This window comes from Streptomyces sp. NPDC042002 (assembly GCF_055588305.1).
In genome coordinates this window covers 40,864-61,520 of sequence record NZ_JBVJCT010000004.1, presented here as the reverse complement: position 1 = coordinate 61,520, position 20,657 = coordinate 40,864, and the positions used below count along the sequence as shown (strand labels likewise).

General features: G+C 70.6%; 16 protein-coding genes. 10 read left to right on the top strand and 6 right to left on the bottom strand.

Features of this window, described 5'->3' with window-relative positions; all coding sequences use genetic code 11:
- Positions 1–414: 414 nt before the first annotated feature.
- Positions 415–4,644 (top strand): golvesin C-terminal-like domain-containing protein, encoded by a 4,230-nt coding sequence (locus tag ACZ6KY_RS07955; RefSeq protein ID WP_469309456.1) that lies wholly within the window; start codon positions 415–417, stop codon positions 4,642–4,644.
- Between the two features lie 57 nt (positions 4,645–4,701).
- Here ACZ6KY_RS07955 and ACZ6KY_RS07950 read toward each other — a convergent pair whose 3' ends face one another.
- On the bottom strand, positions 4,702–5,331 hold the full coding sequence (locus ACZ6KY_RS07950; RefSeq protein ID WP_469309455.1) for a DUF6461 domain-containing protein: 630 nt from the start codon (positions 5,329–5,331) through the stop codon (positions 4,702–4,704).
- Between the two features lie 89 nt (positions 5,332–5,420).
- On the bottom strand, positions 5,421–6,896 hold the full coding sequence (locus tag ACZ6KY_RS07945; protein ID WP_469309799.1) for an IucA/IucC family protein: 1,476 nt from the start codon (positions 6,894–6,896) through the stop codon (positions 5,421–5,423).
- A 146-nt stretch (positions 6,897–7,042) separates the two neighbouring features.
- Between ACZ6KY_RS07945 and ACZ6KY_RS07940 the strand changes: the two genes are divergently transcribed.
- From ACZ6KY_RS07940 to ACZ6KY_RS07930, 3 genes are read left to right on the top strand one after another with little or no spacing between them, the layout of a single operon-like run.
- Positions 7,043–8,554, top strand: coding sequence for an IucA/IucC family protein (locus ACZ6KY_RS07940; protein ID WP_469309454.1), 1,512 nt, complete (start codon positions 7,043–7,045; stop codon positions 8,552–8,554).
- 54 nt (positions 8,555–8,608) lie between these two features.
- Positions 8,609–9,871, top strand: coding sequence for a VWA domain-containing protein (locus ACZ6KY_RS07935; RefSeq protein ID WP_469309453.1), 1,263 nt, complete (start codon positions 8,609–8,611; stop codon positions 9,869–9,871).
- Entirely contained in the window at positions 9,871–10,716 is an 846-nt protein-coding gene (locus ACZ6KY_RS07930; RefSeq protein WP_469309452.1) for a hypothetical protein, read from the top strand. The genes ACZ6KY_RS07935 and ACZ6KY_RS07930 overlap by 1 nt, the downstream gene beginning before the upstream one ends.
- Positions 10,717–10,817: 101 nt before the next feature.
- Here the strand turns inward: ACZ6KY_RS07930 and ACZ6KY_RS07925 are convergent, their stop codons facing one another.
- Positions 10,818–11,456: a winged helix-turn-helix transcriptional regulator gene (locus tag ACZ6KY_RS07925; RefSeq protein ID WP_469309451.1), complete on the bottom strand. Its 639-nt coding sequence runs from the start codon at positions 11,454–11,456 to the stop codon at positions 10,818–10,820.
- 84 nt (positions 11,457–11,540) lie between these two features.
- Here ACZ6KY_RS07925 and ACZ6KY_RS07920 point away from each other — a divergent pair, with 84 nt between their 5' ends.
- The 4 genes from ACZ6KY_RS07920 to ACZ6KY_RS07905 all read left to right on the top strand — a co-directional run bounded on the left by ACZ6KY_RS07920 (position 11,541) and on the right by ACZ6KY_RS07905 (position 14,795).
- The gene (locus ACZ6KY_RS07920; RefSeq protein WP_469309450.1) at positions 11,541–12,749 is read left to right on the top strand and encodes a pyridoxal phosphate-dependent aminotransferase; all 1,209 of its coding nucleotides are present in this window, start codon (positions 11,541–11,543) and stop codon (positions 12,747–12,749) included.
- Between the two features lie 121 nt (positions 12,750–12,870).
- Positions 12,871–13,521 carry a histidine phosphatase family protein gene (locus tag ACZ6KY_RS07915; RefSeq protein WP_469309449.1) on the top strand — a complete coding sequence of 217 codons (651 nt, stop codon included), beginning with the start codon at positions 12,871–12,873 and terminating at the stop codon, positions 13,519–13,521.
- 54 nt (positions 13,522–13,575) lie between these two features.
- On the top strand, positions 13,576–14,229 hold the full coding sequence (locus ACZ6KY_RS07910) for a hypothetical protein (RefSeq protein WP_469309448.1): 654 nt from the start codon (positions 13,576–13,578) through the stop codon (positions 14,227–14,229).
- 143 nt (positions 14,230–14,372) lie between these two features.
- Positions 14,373–14,795 (top strand): acyl-CoA thioesterase, encoded by a 423-nt coding sequence (locus ACZ6KY_RS07905; protein ID WP_469309447.1) that lies wholly within the window; start codon positions 14,373–14,375, stop codon positions 14,793–14,795.
- Positions 14,796–14,822: 27 nt separating this feature from the next.
- Here the strand turns inward: ACZ6KY_RS07905 and ACZ6KY_RS07900 are convergent, their stop codons facing one another.
- Positions 14,823–15,224 carry a winged helix-turn-helix transcriptional regulator gene (locus ACZ6KY_RS07900; RefSeq protein WP_469309446.1) on the bottom strand — a complete coding sequence of 134 codons (402 nt, stop codon included), beginning with the start codon at positions 15,222–15,224 and terminating at the stop codon, positions 14,823–14,825.
- Positions 15,225–15,376: 152 nt separating this feature from the next.
- Here ACZ6KY_RS07900 and ACZ6KY_RS07895 point away from each other — a divergent pair, with 152 nt between their 5' ends.
- Both ACZ6KY_RS07895 and ACZ6KY_RS07890 read left to right on the top strand, forming a co-directional pair.
- Positions 15,377–16,987, top strand: a complete 1,611-nt coding sequence (locus tag ACZ6KY_RS07895; RefSeq protein ID WP_469309798.1) for an MFS transporter — start codon at positions 15,377–15,379, stop codon at positions 16,985–16,987.
- A gap of 143 nt (positions 16,988–17,130) precedes the next feature.
- Positions 17,131–17,946 (top strand): chitosanase, encoded by an 816-nt coding sequence (locus ACZ6KY_RS07890; protein ID WP_469309445.1) that lies wholly within the window; start codon positions 17,131–17,133, stop codon positions 17,944–17,946.
- A gap of 168 nt (positions 17,947–18,114) precedes the next feature.
- Here the strand turns inward: ACZ6KY_RS07890 and ACZ6KY_RS07885 are convergent, their stop codons facing one another.
- Positions 18,115–19,491, bottom strand: a complete 1,377-nt coding sequence (locus ACZ6KY_RS07885; RefSeq protein ID WP_469309444.1) for an 8-oxoguanine deaminase — start codon at positions 19,489–19,491, stop codon at positions 18,115–18,117.
- A gap of 183 nt (positions 19,492–19,674) precedes the next feature.
- Positions 19,675–20,652: a factor-independent urate hydroxylase gene (pucL, locus tag ACZ6KY_RS07880; protein WP_469309443.1), complete on the bottom strand. Its 978-nt coding sequence runs from the start codon at positions 20,650–20,652 to the stop codon at positions 19,675–19,677.
- Between the last annotated feature and the right edge of the window lie 5 nt (positions 20,653–20,657).

The window sequence follows — 20,657 nt, the reverse complement described above, 5'->3', positions numbered from 1 at the left end:
CCCGGAAAATACTTCGCGGGCGCATTCCCACCCTTGTTAGGGTCTGCGCCGCACGCCATCACGGCGCCGAATTCGAACGAGCCGGACCGGGCAATTCCGGCGCGGAGACACGGTCGCGGTTCAAATCCGTCCGTATCCCTACAGGCGCCTACCGACCTGACGTATGGGAGATAAGTGAGAACGCCATTCAGACGGCTGCGAATACCGGTGATACTCGTCTCGGCGACGGCTTTGGCATTACCTTTGTCGACTCAAGCCTACGCAAGCCTGTCGAAATCACCGAAGAACTCGGCTCAGGCGCAGACAGAGGCACAAGGAGGGTCGTCCCGGAAGACGCCCAAGTCGTCGGCTATCCGCGGTGCCGACCGGGACAAGATTCTGGGCAAGGGTTGGAAGACCTCCAGGGACCGGGCGGTGAACTCTGCCGCCGACAGTGACGGTTTCCACCTCTTGGTCGCCGACAGCGACAGCGGCTACGACTGGAAGACAGCGGCCGTGCTGAGTGAGCCGCAGCTTCCGGCCGACACCTGGATCGGCAACCAGTGCGTCATGGACGACCATCACGCGGCCGTCGTCTACGCTCCGCGCACCTTCACCAACAAGCCGGACCTGATGATGGGTGGCGCGTTCACCGCGATCGTGAACCTGGACAACGGCAGCGTCACCAAACTGCCGTTCACCGCGTCTCTCGCCTACTTCGACCCCACGTGCAGCCCGGCCACGCACACGGCCGTCTTCACCGCGCTGCGCGACACCAGGACGCGCCTGGTCACGGTGAACACCAAGGGTGCCACGGTCGTGGACACAACCGCCAAGGGCGAGATCACCTCCGCTGTCCCCACCGAGGACGGTGTGATCGCCGCCGCCGGAAACCAGCTCGTCCACGTCGATCACAACGGCAAGACAGCCAAGCTCGCCGCCACCAAGCACGCTCCGTACGACATCCGTCTGACCGGGGACGGCACGGTCAGCTACATCGACCGGACCGGTGACACCGACGCGTATGTGCAGACCTACGCGCACGGCAGGAAGACGACGGTCGCGAGCGGCGGGCTCACCGCGATGAACCTGCGCCAGGGCACGGACGGAACGGTCTACCTGACCGGAAAGGCCAGCCACGGCAAGAGCCTGGCGGCCAGTGGTATCAAGGCGCTGGACGTGTCACCCGACGCGGAGGTCTCCACCCGCGGACGCCTGGTGGTCGACCCGGTCGTCTCACCGACCGTACAGGCGGGCATCGACAACATCAAGGACGCCGGGCGCGGCTTCACCGGCACCGAGGCCAAGGAACCCGCGGCCGAAACAACGACCGGCCACACCAGCCACGCCCTGACTATCACCGGCACGGTGCCGGGTACGGGCAGGCGCACCAGCCAAAAGGTTGCCGAGCCCGGCAGCACCGCGGGCGCCAGGCCGTCTCCGGCACTGACTGGCTCCCCGAAACCGCAGGTGTCGACCATGTCGACGGCGAGCCTGCTGACCACGGCAGCCGACTCCCGGGCCAACGACCCCGTCGACACCGACCGTTGGTGTTCCGTCGCCCGTAACGACGTCGACACCCAGGCCCTTCAGCCGACCCCGAACCAGGTCGAGTGGGCCGTGGACATGGCGATCCAGGGCAACCTGCGTTCCGGCTACCTGACCCAGGGCGGCTGGCGCTCGCAGACCGGGATCTCCACGATCGACCCGCAGGGCCTGTTCCCGAGGCCCTCCCTGACCGGTGGCGGACGCATTCCCGCACAGGTCCAACTGGGCATCCTCGCCCAGGAGTCCAACCTGTGGCAGGCCGAATCCGGGGCCATACCCGGCCAGATGGGCAGCCCGCTCGCGGCCGTCGACGGCTTCTACGGCCACCAGAGCGGCGGCTCCCTCTCCGACTTCTGGACCATCCGCTGGGACAAGTCCGACTGCGGCTACGGCGTCGGACAGGTCACCGACGGCATGCGCAAAGCAGGCTACGAGAAGCCGAACGAGACGTCCCTCCCGGTGAGCACCCAGCGCGCGGTCGCCATCGACTACACCACCAACATCGCCGCCTCGCTCTACATCCTCGCCGACAAGTGGAACGAGGTCCACGAGGCCGGCCAGACGATCGCCGTGAACAACGACGACCCCGCCAAGCCCGAGAACTGGTTCACCGCCGTGTGGAACTACAACCTCGGGTTCAACACGAAGGCGGACGAGGGCACCAACGGCAACTGGGGACTCGGCTGGTACAACAACCCCGCCAACCCGGTCTATCCCGCGTCCCGGCTGGCCTTCATGAACACCGACCTCGACCCACTGGCCGCCAAGGACGCCGCCCACCCCCAGAACTGGCCCTACGAGGAGAAGGTGATGGGCTGGGCCGCCTGGTCCATCGACACCGGCCACTCCTACGCCACCTCCGGCCGCCAGGACTGGCCCGGCGAGTCCGGCTTCTCCTCCGCCGGCTTCCGCCCCGCCTACTGGAACGGCACCAACGGGTCCCTCATCGACCCGAGCAGCGCGAAATACCGCAGGGCCCACATCGCGCCGCCGCTCGACGCGTTCTGCAACACCAAGAACAACTGCAACACCGCCAGCCCGCCCGACTGCCCCGACGCGGACTGCTACAAGCAGTACTGGTGGCACGAGTCCAGCACCGTCTGGAAGTCCGACTGCGCCACCAGCTGCGGCTTCGAGAACATCAAATACCAGACCCTGATCAACGAACCCGGCCGCGGCACCCGACTCCAGAACGGCACCCCCGTCTGCTCCGGAGCGCCCTCGGGCGCGTCGGTCGTCGAGTCCGTGCCCTCGGGCACCAACACCTGGAGCGACTGCGGAACGACTGCGACGGACGGCTCGTTCCAGTTCACCTTCCACCCCGACCCGAACGCCACCGGACCGGGGCTCGGGCAGTACGACGCGAAGGCCGACCTGCACCAGATCGGCGGTGGCTACGACGGCCACTTCTGGTACACCCACGCACGTGACACCGACCACCTCGGCGGCGACGAGGGACGCATGACCATCCTCGGCGACTGGAAGCTGAACTCGGCCGTCTCGGGTGGCCAGGCCAAGGTCTACGTACACGTTCCCGACACGGGCGCGCAGGTCTCCAACGCCTCCTACAAGGTCATCACCCCGTTCGGCGCGGTGACCAGGACCATCGACCAGGGCGCCAATTCCAACCAATGGGTGTCTCTCGGCGCCTACAACTTCAAGAACCAGCCCCCGCGCGTACAGCTGTCCAACTCCACGGCAGACGGCGCCGCCGACAAGGACGTGGCCTACGACTCCGTCGCGTTCGTGCCCGGCGACTACAGCGACATGCCGAGCATCATCTTTCCCAACCCCGACGACACCGCGCCCATGCCCAGTTGGGAGGGCGACGTCGAGGTGGCTCACCGCAACAGGGGGCTGACGTCTGTGGCGGCCGCCATGAAGGGCGCGCCGGCCGTCGGGGCCAACACGACGTGCTCGTCGTCACGGACGAGCGGCAGCAAGGTCTGTGTCAACGTCGGCAAGGCGGTGTCGAGAACATCCCGTCTCGGCAAGAGGATGAACAAAGCCCTGACCGCAGCCGACACCACCTCGCTCGTCCCCTGGTGCGACTCCCGGACGGCCGGCCAGGACTGGTACACCCGTACGGACGCCTGCCTGAAGGCCATGTCCCCACTCGACGTGACCTTCCTGGTGAACGACAAGGTGGTCGGCACCGCGCACTTCGCGATGCAACAGGAGATCAAGCTCTACAACAACCTCGGGGAGTTCGACCAGACGCTGACCCTCGTGCCCACCGAGATCGATCCGACTCTGGGCGCGGTGACGCTGGGATGGAACGCGGGATCGACCTGTTCCGACTGCACGCAGTCCCCGCAGCGCACGGACGGGCCCCTCACCTGGGCCGGCCCGGAGGACGGCCACGTCGGAAGCGTGTCGTTCCAGACCTTGTGGAACGGCACCGGCAAGGAAGAGATCACCCTCGGGTGGGGCATCACGGGGCGCATCTCCGCCGTCCCGGAAGCGTCGGACGAGGCCGACCTCGGCAACACGCTCGGGGATCTGGACGTCCGCTGCGATGACATGACCAAGGGGGCCGCCAACGCCGGATGTGTCTTCTCCAGCTACATCCCGACCTACACGGTCAACACGGACCGCTACCCGGCGGCCGGTGCCTATTACTGGCTCATGAAGGAGAAGAACAGCCACCATTTCGGGAGCAGGGCTCACAACTCGCCACTGACCTACCTGAGAGACGGGCAGCAGGACAACCGGGATGTGGTCTGCCCCGACAGCTACGAGGGACGCGCCGAGACGCCGAACGCCAGCTGCGACGAGTTCGCCTTCGCCACGACGAACGAGAGCGCGGGTGTGCCGGCCAACGGAGTCGCCTCCGGCGACGAGTGTGCGCAGTATTACGCCGCGCCGCTGAACGACACCATCTGGACGCTGTACTTCAACGACGACTATCCCCTGCCCACCTGGTCGGAGAAGTGCGGCCGGGCCAGCATCCCCTTGGGTCAGAACACCGGCGCCATGGCGCCGTTCGGCCGTACCGGAGGCTTCGTCTGGTACAACCGGATGCTGGGAGACGACCCGTTCTGGCTGGCCACACCGGGGTTCGACCATTGCACCGCGGCGGACACCACGTGCACCTTCAAGCGCACCAACCCGTAGCCGGAATGCCGTGAGGGGGTGGCGTCCGCCCGGACGCCACCCCCTTCGTCGATGTGCTCACGCGTTACGGCTCAGCGAGTCGAGGGACGGATTTCCGCTCACCGCCACCAGCGGCAGCCTGCCGTCCTCCAGCAGATCGCGTGGCAGTGAGATTCCGAAGTGTTTCTCGATCACTCCCAGCGACATCGCGACCCGCAGGGAGTGCCGCGCGCTGCTCACCCGAAGGTAATCGCCTGTCGGAAGAATGATGCCCGCCGCTTCCAGATCCTCCTGGAGCAGGTCCGGCTGGGTTCCCCAGCGCCTGCGTTCCTCACCGAGGCCGAATGAGCACAGCAACTCACCGTCGGCGGCATACGAGAACATGGAAGGCGGGTGAAATGCCTGGGGATCGAGATTCACCGCCTCGGCGCCCTCGCGCGAAATGTCTTTGAGGACGTCGTGCCTGGTGCCGGGGGCTTCGCCGTATTCGGCGGCGAACGCCCACCCCTGCGATTCCCCGACCCGGGCGACGCCGATGTCCGCGTCGGTGAGAAGCCCGACGGCCTCCTGGGCAGTCGCCGGCGGTTTCGTTCCTCCCGGCAAGGCGCCGAGCCGGACAGCCAGTTCCTCCGGTGTGATACCGCGGGCGAAAGTAACGCTGTAGTGCCACTCGGACTCCGCCAGCCAACGCACACCGCGATTCGTCATGTCCTCATCCTGCCGCACTGGTTCGTCGCCGCGACAGCCATCCGCTCCGCGGGCCCACCCGGGAGCGCGGTCCGGCCGTGGTCCCGGCCTCAGAATCCGGCCAGTGGGTTCGGCAGCGGTACATAGCGGGCGTCGGCGCCGTCCGCGTTCGTCCAGCGGAGCAGGAGATTGGTCTTGCCCGGGAGAGTGGGCGAGGAGAGCAGCGCGGCGATCTCGGGAAGGTCGTGGTCCGTGCCGTAGCGGTGGAGTTCGTCTCGTACCGCGGGCCAGGGGTCCGTGCCGGGGAACCGTTCGGCGAGGAGGGCGGCCAGCTCGGTGAGGTGGTTGACGATCAGGCAGTAGACGAGCCGTTCCCAGCCGGCCGCACGGGTCACCCCCGGCAGCAGTTTCACGCCTTCCGCGTCCCGGAACAGGGCCTGGACGGGCGTGCCGGCACCGTCCACGGCCACCAGCGTGTTCTGCAGATGGGCCTCGACGACGACTCCGTGGCGGGTGAACGCCTCCAGCACCGGGGGCACCACCTGGCGGAGGTACGCGGCCCACCAGGCGGCGGGGTCGGTGAGCCTGTCGAGCGGGCTGCCGTCGAAGCCCTCCACGAGGGCGGCGGCGAGCAGCGGGGTCGCGCCGGGGACGAGGTGGTCGCGCAGCCCGTCGCGGACCAGGACGGCGAGTTCCTCGAAGGCGAAGTCGGCGGTGCGGTAGCCGCGGTCGCTCAGCCAGGCGGCGGGCCCCGGCCGCGCGGCGAAGGCGGCGGCGGTCGCCGCGTCGGTGGCGCGCATCGTGAGCAGGTCGTGCTTCCACAGCCGGCGGATGTCGTTGGTGATGCGGACATCGAGGCTGAACTTGACGAACAGGTCGTCCTCGGGAGCGTAGAGCGTGCGGACGGCGGCGGTCGGCCGGAGCGGGCGGGCGGTGGGTCCGAGGCGTACGAGCCGGCCGTCCGCGAAGGCGGCCCGGATCGCCGGGCGGTCGCCGGTCAGGTGGAGCTGCCAGGGGTGGGCGGGCAGCAGCCGGTAGCCCGGCGGGGCCTGGCCCAGCGCGTCGAGCGCCGTCGTGTCGCCCTCCTCGACGACCGCGTCCTCGCGCACGGCGAGCAGTTCCAGCGGGAAGCCGGTGTACGCCTCGGGGGCGTAGGGCAGCCAGTCGGTGACCGGGCCGCCGCCGCGGGTCTTGGGCGCCGGGTGGTACGGGTGCCCCATGATCAGGGACTGTTCGGAGCGCAGGTACGGGTCCTCGGGCGGCGTCGTGCGGGCGCGGGCCCGGAGGAGGGCCGCGACCACGTCCCGGCTGTCGGTCATCTCCGCGGGCAGCCCGGTGTTGGCCACGCCGGTGAACCGGCGCAGTTCCTCGGCGGCGAGTGCGACCAGTTCCGGGTGCGTGAGCCGGTGCCAGGCCCCGTCGGCGTACACCTCGGGCCCGAAGGGGCGCCGCGTCCCCCGCACGCGCAGCGGCCGGCCGCTCGCGCGCAGCCGGTGGACGCCCGGTTCCCCGGTGGGTTCCGCCAGTTCGCGAAGGAGACAATTGAGCAACGGCGCGGCGGCGTACGCGTCGGCGGCCTGGTCCATGTCACCCGTGGTGAGCTGGGTGAACACGGTCGGCTTGAAGTCCACGCGATCCACCCGGTTCGTTCGGTCCGTACGGTGCACTGGTGATCAGTATGTCTGCCGCGGCGGACGATCATGTCGCAGTGTCGTACCCAAGGAGCCCGCCTGTGCACCGTTCCTCCACGCCCGACACCGAGGCCGCGTTCGCCGAGGAACTGAGCCTCGTACGCCCCGAACTGTCGGCTCCGTACGCGGAGGCGCTGCCCGGCGCCCGGGCGGCCGTGCTGACCCGGCTGTGGCGCGCGCTGGCGTACGAGCCGCTGCCGTGGATCGCCCGCCGGGACGCGGACCACGACGGCCTCACGGTCCACCTCACCGACGGCCGCCGGCTGCGCGGACCGCGCCCCGACCCGTACGCCACCTCCGCGTACGTCACCGAAGTGCGGCTCGGCGAGCGGGCGTACGACCGTCCGGAGCTGCTCGTGGACGCCCTCGGCGTGCCGCACGGCGGTGCCTTCTCGGCCGAACTCGGCGGCGGTGTGGCCTCCTTGGCGCTGTCGCGGGCGGACCGGGCCCCCGACGACGCCCCTGGAGCGTCCGAGGAGAGCTGGGCGTGGGAGCAGCGGATCGTCGACGGGCATCCGTATCACCCCAACTGCCGTGCGCGGCCCGGGTTCTCGGTGGCCGAGCAGCTCGCGTACGGGCCGGAGCACCGGACGTCGGTGGACCTGGGTCTGGTGGCGGTGGACGACGCTCTCGTCACGGGCGCGTGGCCGAAGTGGCTGCGGGACGGGGAGCGGGTGCTGATCCCGGTGCATCCCTGGCAGAGCGCTCACGTCCTGGACGCACCGGTCCAGGAGGGCTTCGCCGCCCGCCCGTTGATGTCCCTGCGCACCCTCGCGGTGCCGGACGGGCCGCACGTGAAGACGGCGTTGAGCGCCCGGCTGACCTCGTCGGTGCGGGACATCTCGGTGTACTCGGTTCAGACGGCGGGCACGGTCTCGGCGTTCATGGAGGAGATGACGGAACGCCTGGACGCGCCGCTGCACATCACCCGCACCCTCGGCGCGGCCACCGCCGGATTCCCAGATCTCGCGGCGGTGGTGCGGGAGTCGCCGGACGGGTACGCCGGTACGGGCGAGCGGTGTGTCCCGGTGGCCGCCCTTCCGCTGACCTCGCTGCCCGAAAAGGCCTCCTGGCTGGCCGAGTTCACCCGACTCGTCCTCACCGTGGGGCTGCGGCTGCTGGAGCTCGGGGTGGCCCTGGAGGCGCACGGCCAGAATCTGCTCGTGGTCCTGGACCGCGCGGGTTCCCCGGTCCGGCTCGTCTACCGCGACCTGGCCGACATCCGGGTGAGCCCGGCCCGGCTGGCCCGTCACGGCATCCCGGTCCCGCGGCTGTCCGGACGCATCGTGACCGACGACGAGACCGCCCTGCGCCGCAAGCTCTTCGGATCCCTCGTCGGCGGCGCGCTCGGCGCGACGGCGGGCTCGACGGCCGCGCTCCGCGAGGCCCTTGAGACGGTCGCGCCGGATCTCCCGCGCACCGCGGACCTCCCCGCGCTCCTCGGCGAGCCGCTCCCCACCAAAGCGCTGACATTGATGCGGCTGTCCCCCGAGACCCCCGGTGACCTGTGGACACGGCTCCCTCAGCCGCTCGCTGGACCCGGCTCGTCGTGACGCGGGACACCTCTCGTTTTTACGCGCGGCACCTTTGATCAATAGGATCCGCCGATGATCACAAGACAACGGCTGGCGGCGGGCGTCTGCGCCCTGCTCGCCGCCCTGGCCGCCGGGATCGCCTTCCCGGCCGGAGCGGTCGCCGACGAAACCACGGCTGCCGCTCCCAAGGTCGAACTCCTGCTGGACGTCAGCGGTTCGATGCGTGCCCGGGACATCGACGGCGAGTCGCGGATGTCCGCGGCGAAGCAGGCGTTCAACGAAGTGCTCGACGCGACCCCGCAGGAGGTCCAGCTCGGCATCCGCACCCTCGGCGCCAACTACCCGGGGAACGACCGCAAGACGGGCTGCAAGGACACGGCCCAGCTGTACCCGGTGGGGACCCTGGACCGCACCGAGGCCAAGACCGCCGTCGCGACCCTCAACCCGACCGGCTGGACCCCGATAGGCCCCGCCCTGCTCAAGGCGGCCGACGACCTCGACGGCGGTGAGGGCACCCGTCGCATCGTGCTGATCAGCGACGGCGAGGACACCTGCCAGCCGCTCGACCCGTGCGAGGTGGCCCGCGAGATCGCGGCCAAGGGCATCAACCTGACCATCGACACCCTGGGTCTTGTCCCCGACGTCAAGGTGAGCAAGCAGCTGAGCTGCATCGCCGAGGCCACCGGTGGCACGTACACCTCGGTGGAGCACAAGGAGCAACTCAGCGGCCGGGTCAACCAGTTGGTGGACCGCGCCGCCGACCCGGTGGTGAAGCCGGTGGCCGTGCAGGGTACCGACTCGTGCACCGGCGCTCCCGTCGTCAAGTCGGGCATCTACACCGACCGCGAGGAGTTCGCCCAGCACCGCTGGTACCGCGTGGAGGTCGCGCCCGGCAAGGAGCTGCGCGCCTCGGTGAGCATCGCGGCCGACCGTCAGGTCAACCCGGACTACGGGGTGCTGCTGCGTGCCGTCACCGTGCACGGCCGGGAGATCGTGCGCGGCGAGGCCGCCGGGAACGGCCGTACCGACGTCGTCTCGACCGGTCTGCGCTACCCGAAGGCCGAGAGCGACGACGAGAACGCGCCCGCCGAGGTCGTGTGTCTGCAGGTGTCCAACTCCTTCTCGGCCGCGCCGGGTGTGAAGACCACGCCCGGACTGCCGCTGGAACTGACCGTCGATGTCGTCGGCGGCCCCGACCAGGCGGCCGACGTGGCCTCGTTCGGCCTCGGGCGCGGCTGGTGGCTGCTGGGCGCCCTGGTGCTCACCGGCTTCCTCGCGGGTGTGCTGTGGGGCTGGATCTCTCGCTGGCGGTTCTCGGTCTGGAGGACCAACTGATGCGTATCCGACGTGTGCTGAGCACCGCCGCCCTTCTCGCGGGGGTCGCCGCGGCGCCCGCGCTGCTCGGCGCGGCCGCTGCCCCGGCCTTCGCCGACGCCTCACCGTCCCCGAGCGCGTCGGGTGACGACGCCGCGCCCACCGAGGCCGGGACGTCGTTCCGTACGGCGACCGAGGTCGAGCAGGGGGTGCAGGCCACCGCCGGCGCCTCCGCGGGTGACTACCTCTACTGGCAGTTCCCGGCGGACGCCGGGCAGCGGCCCACCGTGAAGGCGACGGTGAAGCTGCCCGAGGCGTCCAAGCGCTCCTCCGCCGAGACCTGGCAGATCGACGTGTACGACGGTCTGCGGCGCCGCCAGGCCTGCCAGTACGGGTCGCAGACCCGGACGGCGGCGACGGACGCGTCCACCGTGGAGCTGTCCTGCACCCTGCGCACCGTCCGCGCCTGGTCGGAGACCTGGGCCAACGACCCGCTGCCGGGCACCTATTACATCCGGCTCACCGCCACCGGTCTCGGGGCGGCCGATCTGGGCCTGCCGATGAGCACGGAACTCCGGGTGGACTCCAAGGACATCGGCGGTTCGGCGGCGGTCGACGGCTCGCTCGCCAAGCCGCTGGTCCCGGGTATCGCCGTGACGTCGGCGCAGTCCGACGACACCTCCGGCGACGGTTCCGGCTCCAGGACGGCGGTGCTGTCCTCGCTCCGGCCCGACGGGTCCGGCTGGTGGTCCGACCGCTGGGTGTGGACGGCGATCGGCGGCGTCCTCGCGGCCCTCGCGGGCATCGGCGGATACGCGCTGACGCGGGGCCGCGGACGCCCTTCCCGGATTCCGCCGGGCGCCTGACCCGTACGGCTCGCCGAGGCCCGCCCCGCTCCCCGCCAGGGAGCGGGGCGGGCCTCGGTCCGTAAGACCTCAAGACGTGCGGCAGGAGGGCGTCCGCGGCGTCACGCCTCGCGGAGTGCCTTGGCGAGGGGTCCGTCGCCCGTCACGTCGACGCTCCGTTCGCGCAGCGCGTCGAGCAGGGTCGAGGTCCCCCGGTTCACGGCCTCGCACGTCCGCGTGTCCAGCGTCAGCCGGGCGTCCGGCTCCCGCGGAGCGGGCCCGTCCCCGTAGAGCGGCTCTTCCCCGGCGCCCAGCCAGACATGGAACCGGCCCTCGTCCAGGTGGACTTCGACCAGCCCCTCCCCCGCCCCGGCGACGCCCAGCCCCCGCAGCAGCGGCAGCGCGAACCAGTGCGCCCGTACGGCGTCGGTGGGCCGCCGCTCGCCCAGCGCGGGCGCGCCCCACTCCCCGAGCGCCTGGAGGACGGACAGCAACTCCCGCCCGCGTGCGGTGAGTTCGTAGACGTAGGCCGCGCCCGGAGGCGGCAGGCGCCGCCGCGTGGTCAGGCCGTCGCGCTCCATGTCCTTGAGCCGGGAGGCGAGGACGTCGGTGCTGACGCCCGGCAGATCGGCGTGCAGATCGGTGTAGCGGCGCGGTCCGCCGAGCAGTTCGCGGACGATCAGGAGGGTCCACCGGTCCCCGACCGCGTCGAGGGCACGGGCGGCGGAACAGTACTGGTCGTAGCTTCGGCGCGGTGACATGCGACGCAGTCTAGCTATCTTGTTGGACTTTCCAAGCTCTCACTTGGTAAAACCAAGCAACACCACAACCGGAGGGCGCAGCGCATGGAGTTCCGGCAGTCGAGCAAACTCAGCGAGGTCTGTTACGAGATCCGCGGCCCGGTGATCGAGCACGCCGACGCACTGGAGGCGGCGGGCCACAGCGTGCTGCGCCTGAACACCGGCAACCCCGCCCTCTTCGGATTCGAGGCGCCGGAGGAGATCCTCCAGGACATGATCCGGATGCTGCCCCGGGCGCACGGCTACACGGACTCGCGCGGTGTCCTGTCCGCCCGCCGGGCCGTCGCCCAGCGCTACCAGGACCGGGGCCTGGAGGTCGGCGTTGACGACGTCTTCCTCGGCAACGGCGTCTCGGAGCTGGTCTCCATGGCCGTACAGGCCCTGGTCGAGGACGGCGACGAAGTCCTCATCCCCGCACCGGACTTCCCGCTCTGGACGGCGGTCACCACGCTCGCCGGCGGCAAGGCGGTGCACTACCTCTGCGACGAACAGTCCGAGTGGTACCCGGACCTGGACGACATGGCGGCGAAGATCACCGACCGGACCCGCGCGGTCGTCATCATCAACCCCAACAACCCGACGGGCGCGGTCTATCCGAAGGAGATCATCGAGGGCATCCTCGATCTCGCCCGCCGGCACGGCCTGATGGTGTTCGCCGACGAGATCTACGACCAGATCCTGTACGACGACGCCGTGCACCACTCGGCCGCCGCCCTCGCGCCCGACCTGGTGGTCCTCACCTTCTGCGGTCTGTCCAAGACGTACCGCGTCGCCGGCTTCCGTTCCGGCTGGCTGGTCGTCACGGGCCCCAAGCAGCACGCGCGCAGCTATCTGGAGGGGCTGACGATGCTGGCCTCCATGCGGCTGTGCCCCAACGCTCCCGCGCAGTACGCCATCCAGGCCGCGCTCGGCGGCCGCCAGTCGATCCACGAGCTGACCGGACCCGGCGGGCGCCTCCGCGAGCAGCGCGACCGCGCCTGGGAGAAGCTCAACGAGATCCCCGGCGTCTCGTGCGTGAAACCCAAGGGCGCGCTGTACGCGTTCCCGCGCATCGACCCCGCCGTGCACCCGATCCACGACGACGAGAAGTTCGTCCTCGACCTGCTGCTGCGCGAGAAGATCCAGGTCGTCCAGGGCACCGGATTCAACTGGCCGCGCCCCGACCACTTCCGCATTCTCACCCTCCCGTACGCCGACGACCTGGACGCGGCGATCAGCCGGATCGGGCGGTTCCTGAGCGGGTACCGGCAGTAGGGAACCGGGCGGAGGGAGTGGCCGGGGTGGGGCCGGTCGGAGGAGCCGGTGCTGCGGCCGGGCCCGGCCGGTGTCACCGTACGAGGGACAGCAGCTGACGCAGGGACGGAAGGGCGCGGCGATGGGTGACCTGCTCCTCGTACGGCACGGTGAGACCGAATGGTCGTTGTCCGGGCGGCACACGGGGTCGACGGATGTCCCGCTGACCGACAACGGCCGCGAGCAGGCGCGGCGGCTCGGTCCGCTGATCGCCCGGCACCACATCGCGGCGGCGTTCGTCAGCCCGATGCGCCGGGCGCGGGAGACGGCCGAGCTGGCCGGGATCGTCGGCACACGCGTCGACGCCGACCTCCGCGAGTGGGACTACGGCGGGTACGAGGGGGTCACGACCGTCGAGATCCACCGGGAGCGGCCCGACTGGTTCCTGTTCACGGACGGCGTCACGGCCGGGCCGCCCGAGCACCCCGGGGAGACCCCGGACGAGGTCGGGGCGCGCGCCGAACGGATGCTGGCCAGGATCGACGCGGCGCTCGCCGAGTCGGAGGGCAGCGTGGTCGTCGTCTCGCACGGGCACTTCCTGCGGGTGCTGACCGCGCGGCGGCTCGGGCTGAACGCCCGGTCCGGCGCCCTCTTCCAGCTCGCCACCGGGACGATGAGCCGGCTGAGCACGGAGCACCGGCGGCATGTGGTGGCCGGCTGGAATGTCAGACCCGACGCGTACTGTTCCCATGGACCGCTCTCCCCGGCGGGAGAGGGTCCGGAGGAACACTGAGCCGCGGCCGGGCAGGAGCGCCGTGGCACCACCCGGTGGTGGAGGGAGCGCGCCGTGACACGACCGCCGACCGCCGCGCAGCGGCGCCTCATCGATGCCGCCGACCCCCTGACCGGGCGGCTGAAGGGCACCGAGGCCCAGCTCGCCGCCCTGGTGAAGCGGGGACTCGCGTTCCGCCATCCGCGCCCGCCGCGCGACCACTTCCTGACACCGGCCGGGCATCGGCTGCGCGATTCGCCCGGGATACCCGCGACTCCCGAGACTCCGGAGCCGGCCGGCGCCGCCGAGGTGTCCGCCGGGGCGGCGTCCGGGGTGTTCGCCGCGCGGATCGGCGGCGAGGAGGGGCCCGAGCCGGGCCCCGCGCGGCTGCGGGAGGTGCACAGCGCCTGGCAGGGGCTCCTGGAGCTGCGCCGGATGACCCGTCCGGACGGCGCCACCGACCTTCCGTGCGCCTGGGAGCGTACGCATCTGGTGCGGGCCGCCGCGCTCGCGCTCGAGGCGGCGGGGCACCGGCCCGCCGGAGCCGAGGGCGGCGGCTACCGGATACGGGCGACACCGCAGCCGGAGGCCGTCGCCGTCTACGAGCCGGACCCGGAGGCGCTGCGAGCCTGCGCGGCCACCCTGGAGAAGGCGGGCTGGCAGGTCGGCGAACACACGGAACCGCGCACGGGCGTCCGGTACGCGCTGGCCTCACCCCGGCGGACGTGAGGCGCGTGCGGCGGCAGTACCCCAAGGGAGCCCGGCAGTCGCGGTCGGGCAGCCAGGCAGGCAGTTCCAGAGTCGTGGAGGCAGCCGTGGCCGGGTAGGCAGTCGCAGTCGTGGAAGCAGTCGCAGTCGTCGAAGGGAAAGTCGTGGCAGAGCCGTTTTTCGTCCCCGTGACCGTTCGCGGATACGAGACCGATGTGCAGGGGCATCTCAACCAGAGCGTGTATCTGCAGTACGCCGAGCACGGCCGCTGGTCCCTGCTGCACGCGGCGGGGATCAGCCAGGCGGAGCTGGGCGACCGGCGCGTGGGCCCGGTCGTGCTGGAGACGACGATCCGCTACCGGCGCGAGCTGCTCGCCGGCGACGAGGTCGAGGTGACGTGTGCCTTCATCTGGGGTGAGGGCAAGAGCTTCCGCATGGAGCAGACCATCCGGAAGGCTGACGGCACGGTGTCCGCCGAGATCACGGCGGTCTGCGGTCTGATGGATCTCACGCAGCGCAGGCTCCTGCCGGACCCTCGGGATGTCTTCAAGTCCCTGGCCACCGACCCCAGCTACTTCGAGTCCTGACCCCAGCGGGCCGCGCCGCCGGGCGGTCTACGCGTCGACCGACTCCGGCCGGTGCTCGGCGTCGTAGGCCGCGCGGGATTCGGCGATCGTGACACGGTGCCGCTCGGCCCAGTCGGTCAGGGAGAGCAGCGTCACGTGCAACTCACGGGCCACCGGCGTGAGTTCGTACTCGACCTTCGGCGGTACGGTCGGATACACGGTGCGGGTGACGAGGCCGTCGCGCTCCAGGTTGCGCAGGGTCAGGGTCAGCATGCGGCGGCTGATCCCCTCGACGCTGCGCTCCAGTTCGGTGAAACGGATCGGGCCGTGCGCGGCGGCCACGATGATCAGCACGCTCCATTTTCCGGCGACCCTGTCAAGAACCTCGCGGACCGGGCACGCCTGCGCGAGCACTGCCTGCGAGGTAACACCGGTGTTCCCCTGGGACATGGAGGTGCCTCCTTACGCCGGTCTCCCATGGTCACTGACGATGTACCCCGTTACAAGTCGTGCCCCAAGGGAGAACGTCCATGGAACCGACCCGGCGCATCTCGACGCGGTGCGAATCGACGCGGTCCATGGAGAACACGGAGGTCACCGTCATGCCGTCCCGGACCGAACAGCCGAGGTCGTCGACACCACGAACGTACTCCCGGTGGGCCTCGCTCGTCGTCCTGTGCGCGGGCACGCTGATGACGATCCTGGACGGGAACATCGTCACCGTCGCCATGCCCGCCGTCCAGAGCGACCTCGGCTTCTCCGCCGCGGGTCTCGCCTGGGTCGTGAACGCCTATCTGATCCCGTTCGGGGGGCTGCTGCTGCTCGCGGGCAGGCTCGGCGATCTGGTGGGCCGCAAGCGGATGTTCACCGCCGGGCTCGCCGTGTTCACCGCCGCGTCCGTGCTGTGCGGGGTCGCCGACGGGCCGGGCATGCTGGTCGCGGCCCGCGCCCTCCAGGGTGTCGGCGGGGCGATGACCTCGGCGGTGGTCCTCGGCATGCTGGTGGCGCTCTTTCCCGAGCCCCGCGAACAGGGCCGCGCCATCGCGGTGTTCAGCGCGGTGGGGGCCGCGGGCGGGGCCCTCGGCACCTTCCTCGGCGGCGCGCTGACGCAGGCCCTCGACTGGCACTGGATCTTTCTCATCAACCTGCCGATCGGCCTGCTGGCCTTGGTCGCCGCACTGCGGATTCTCACCCCGGACACGGGAGCCGGCCTCGGCGGCGGCGCCGACTATCCCGGCGCGGCCCTGGTCACCAGTGCCCTGATGCTGACGGTGTACGCGATCGTCGGCGCCGGGGAGCGCGGCCTCGGCGGCACACTCGCTCTCGGCCTGCTCGCGCTCGCCCTCTTCGCCGGGTTCACCGTGCGCCAGGCGCGGGCCGCCCGTCCCCTGCTGCGGCTGCGACTGTTCCGCTCCCGGACCCTGACGAGCGCGAACGGTGTGCAGATCCTCATGATCGCCGGGATGTACGGCTTCCAGTACCTCGGCGCGCTCTACCTGCAACGCGTCCTCGGCTACAGCGAGTTGCTCACCGGCACGGCGTTCCTGCCCGCGCCGGTCACCATCGGCGTGCTGATGCTGAGCCTGTCGGCCCGCACGATCACCCGCTTCGGCCCGTACCGCGTCCTGCTCGCCGGACTCGCCCTGATCACGGCGGGCCTGGCCCTGCTCGGCCGGGCCCCGGTCGAAGGGTCGTACGTCACCGACGTGCTGCCCCCGCTGCTCCTGCTCGCGGCGGGATTCGCGGCCGCGATGCCCGCGGTGACCGGGCTCGCCATGTCGGGCGCCCGCGCGGAGGACGCCGGCCTGGCCTCCGGGCTCTTCAACACCACGCAGGTGGTGGGCGGTTCACTGGGTCTTGCCGTGCTGACGACCCTGGCGGCGAGCCGCACCGAGCGGCTGACCGGCGCGGGCGAGCACCTCGTCGCGGCGACGGCGGACGGCTACCGGCTGGCGTTCACGGTGGCCACGCTCATCGCGGCCACCGCCTTCATCCTGGCCGCCACCCTGCCGCGCCCCCGCCGGAGCCCGTCAACTCCCTCGCCGGAGGCGGCACCTGAACCGGAGAACAGGCCGGAAGCGCGCACGAGGGCGACTGCGGACCAGGGGGCAAAGGCGCGCACGCCGGCCCCCACGGACGAAAGCACGCAGGCCCGGGCGGCGGCCCCCACCGACGAGCGTCCGGAGCGGCGGGCCACGCCTGCCACTCAGTAGTCCCGCGCGGCGGCCCGCGCGGCTCGACAGCCGACCCCGAACCCTCAACTCCCCCTCCCCTGACGGGTATACGCCGCCCTCAATCTCTGGTAGGAAACTTTCCTAACAGTACGCGGCAACACCACTCCCCCATCGGAGGTACCGTGCACACCCCCCACATAGGCACTTCGCGTCGCACTCTGCTCACCCTGATCGGAGCATCGTTGGTGGCGGGCCCCCTGATCGCCACCCAGTCCGCGACGGCCGCCGCGGTCGGCCTGGACGACCCGGCGAAGAAGGAGATCGCCATGAAGCTGGTCTCCAGCGCGGAGAACTCCTCGCTGGACTGGAAGGCGCAGTACAAGTACATCGAGGACATCGGCGACGGGCGCGGCTACACCGCCGGGATCATCGGCTTCTGTTCGGGCACCGGTGACATGCTCGACCTCGTCGAGCTGTACACCCAGCGCAAGCCCGGCAACGTCCTGGCCAAGTACCTGCCGGCGCTGCGCCAGGTGAACGGCGGCGACTCCCACCAGGGCCTGGACCCAGGATTCCCGGCCGACTGGCGCAAGGCCGCCCAGGACTCGGCGTTCCAGCAGGCCCAGAACGACGAGCGCGACCGCGTCTACTTCAACCCCGCCGTGGCGCAGGGCAAGACCGACGGCATCGGTGTCCTCGGCCAGTTCACGTACTACGACGCCATCGTGATGCACGGCGACGGGGACGACAGCACCAGCTTCAGCAACATCCGGCGGCGCGCGCTGGCGAAGGCCAAACCGCCGGCCCAGGGCGGCGACGAGGTGACGTATCTGAACGCCTTCCTCGACGCCCGGGTGTGGGCCATGAAGCAGGAGGAGGCCCACTCCGACACCACCCGGGTCGACACCGAGCAGCGGGTCTTCGTACGCAACCGCAACCTGAACCTCAACACACCGCTGGACTGGAAGGTCTACGGCGACAGCTACCACATCGGCTGACGGGCCCAACAGGGCGGAGGGCGCGGCACGTTCCTCGTGCCGCGCCCTCCGTGCGACCGTCCCAGGCGCGCACGTCCATGCACGCCCCGGCTGCGGCCGCCGTGGACCCCGCTCGGGTCCACGGCCACCGGCCGAGGGCCGTCCCCCTCGGCCGGAGTTCCGTGGTGCTCAGGCCTGCGCGGCGATCCGCGCCAGGCGCTGTGCCTCGTCCCGCGTGGAGCGGGCGATGGCGTCCTCGTCGACGTGCAGCAGGTGGCCGTCCTCGACGACCGGCCTGCCGTTCACGAGCGAGAGGGTGACCGGGGCGGCGGCGCCGAAGACCAGCGCCGTCACCGGGTCGGCGATCGAGGCGTGTGCCAGCGTGTCCAGCTTCCACAGCACGAGGTCGGCGAGCTTGCCCGCCTCCAGGGAGCCGATCTGGCTCGCGCGGCCGAGGACTTGGGCCCCGCCGTAGGTGCCGAGGCGCAGCGCCTGACGGGCGTTCAGGGCGGCCTCGCGGTGGGCGCCGAGCCGGTTGATGAGCAGGGCGTTGCGCAGCTCGGTGTGGAGTTCGCCCGACTCGTTCGACGCGGTGCCGTCGACGCCGAGGCCGACCGGGATGCCGGCCGCCAGCATGTCGGGGACCCGGGCGATACCCGCGGCCAGCCGGGCGTTGGAGGAGGGACAGTGCGCGACACCGGTCTTCGTACGGGCGAAGGCGGCGATGTCGGAGTCGTTCATGTGGACGCAGTGCGCCATCCACACGTCCTCGCCGAGCCAGCCGGTCGACTCGAAGTAGTCGGTCGGGCCCATGCCGAACAGTTCCTTGCAGAACTGCTCCTCCTCCACGGTCTCCGAGCCGTGCGTGTGCAGCCGTACCCCCTTGCGGCGGGCCAACTCGGCCCCCTGCTTCATGAGTTCGGTGGAGACGGAGAAGGGCGAGCAGGGTGCGACGGCGACCTGGACCATGCTGTCGAAGGACGCGTCGTGGTGCTCGTCGACGGTCGCCTCGGTGGCGGCGAGTGCCCCTTCGAGGGTCTCGACGGCGAAGTCCGGCGGCAGTCCGCCGTCCTTCTCGCTGCGGTCCATGGAGCCGCGGGCGAGCGTGAAGCGGACACCCGTCTCACGGGCGGCCCGGATGATGGCGCCGGACAGGTCTCCGGAACCCTCGGGGAAGACGTAGTGGTGGTCCATGGCGGTGGTGACGCCGCCGCGGGCCATCATGGCGAGGGAGCCTTGTGCGGCCGCGTAGGCCATCGGCTCGTCGATGCGCGCCCAGGTCGGGTAGAGCGCGACGAGCCAGTTGAAGAGGTTGTGGTCCGTGGCGAGGCCGCGGGTGATCCACTGGTAGAAGTGGTGGTGGGTGTTCACCAGTCCGGGCGTGGCCAGATGCCCGGTGCCGTCGACGCGGCGGACCACGTTCTCCAGGTTCCCTGGGGCCTTGCCGGCGCCCACCGACTCGATCCTGTTGTCGGCGACGACGATGTGGCCCGAGGCGTACTCGGTGTCGCCCGCGTCCACGGTCGCGATGGCGCAGTTCTCGATGACGATGCGCTGGACTGCCACTGCGGTTCCTCGTTCTTCCCATTGGCGGACGGATCCGGGGGCCGAGCGGGGTGACGACCGGGTCCGTGGTGCTGTGGTTGCGCAGATGCCCCCGCTCTCCCCTGGGACGTGACGCCGGCGCCCGCGTCGGGGGTACAGCGGCAGTACCGCGGGGCGGTCCGGGTAGGACCGCCGGGTGCGGTCCTACAGGTTGGTGAGGTCCACCGGGATGCGCGGCTCGCAGCCGTCGCGCAGGACGGTGCCCTCGATGAGCCCGTACGGGCGGTCGGCCGCGAAGTACACAGCTCCGTCGGCGGTATCGTTCTCCAGGCCGAACGGCGTCAGGTCCACCAGGAAGTGGTGCTTGTTCGGGAGCGAGAAGCGGACCTCGTCGATCTCGCCGCGGTGGTCGATGATCCGCGCGCCCATCTGGTACAGGGTCTGCTGGAGCGAGAGGGAGTAGGTCTCCGCGAAGGCCTGGAGCATGTGCTTCCTGACCTGGTCGTAGGACTTGTCCCAGTCGGGCATCTTCTGCTCGTCGCCGGTCCAGTTGAAGCGCCAGCGGCTGGAGACCTGGGTGGCCAGGATCCGGTCGTACGCCTCCTGGAGCGTCGTGTACTTGTCCTTGGCGTAGCCCCAGAACTCGGAGTTCGTCGAGTTCATCACGACGAGGTCCTTCAGGCCCGAGACGACCTCCCAGGTCTCACCGTCGTAGGTGATCTGGGTGACGCGCGTCTCCTGACCCTTGCGCACGAAGGAGTGCTTGGCCTCTTCCGCGCCGACGGCCCGGGAGCCCGCGTCCGAGGCCTCGATACGCTCCCAGGCGTACTCCTCGATACGGATGCGCGCCCGCTTGATCGGCTCCTGGCTGGTCACGAAGTGCCGGGCCAGTTGGATACCGAACCGCTCGGCGGACTCGATGCCGTACTCCTTGGCGAACGCGTACACCGTGTTCTTGGTGGTGTCCGTCGGCAGGACGTTCGCGTTGGAGCCCGACAGGTGGACCTCCCGCATGTCGCCGCCCAGCGCGACGGACACGTTCAGGTCCTTGATGTGATGGGTGCCGCCGTCGCGGGTGATCTTGACGACGCGGTTCTCGGCCTTGCCGTACTGGTTCTGGCCCAGGAGCACAGGACGGCCGCTGCCGGAAGGGTCAGTGCCGCGGGGGGATGGGTCGGTCATGTCTG

Bases quoted from the DNA above. Each gene is read 5' to 3' on its own strand.
- ACZ6KY_RS07925 (WP_469309451.1), bottom strand. From the start codon at position 11,456: ATGTCACCGCGCCGAAGCTACGACCAGTACTGTTCCGCCGCCCGTGCC.
- ACZ6KY_RS07935 (WP_469309453.1), top strand. From the start codon at position 8,609: ATGATCACAAGACAACGGCTGGCGGCGGGCGTCTGCGCCCTGCTCGCC.
- ACZ6KY_RS07945 (WP_469309799.1), bottom strand. From the start codon at position 6,896: ATGGACCAGGCCGCCGACGCGTACGCCGCCGCGCCGTTGCTCAATTGT.
- ACZ6KY_RS07920 (WP_469309450.1), top strand. From the start codon at position 11,541: ATGGAGTTCCGGCAGTCGAGCAAACTCAGCGAGGTCTGTTACGAGATC.
- ACZ6KY_RS07915 (WP_469309449.1), top strand. From the start codon at position 12,871: ATGGGTGACCTGCTCCTCGTACGGCACGGTGAGACCGAATGGTCGTTG.
- ACZ6KY_RS07930 (WP_469309452.1), top strand. From the start codon at position 9,871: ATGCGTATCCGACGTGTGCTGAGCACCGCCGCCCTTCTCGCGGGGGTC.
- ACZ6KY_RS07950 (WP_469309455.1), bottom strand. From the start codon at position 5,331: ATGACGAATCGCGGTGTGCGTTGGCTGGCGGAGTCCGAGTGGCACTAC.
- ACZ6KY_RS07895 (WP_469309798.1), top strand. From the start codon at position 15,377: ATGCCGTCCCGGACCGAACAGCCGAGGTCGTCGACACCACGAACGTAC.
- pucL (WP_469309443.1), bottom strand. From the start codon at position 20,652: ATGACCGACCCATCCCCCCGCGGCACTGACCCTTCCGGCAGCGGCCGT.
- ACZ6KY_RS07900 (WP_469309446.1), bottom strand. From the start codon at position 15,224: ATGTCCCAGGGGAACACCGGTGTTACCTCGCAGGCAGTGCTCGCGCAG.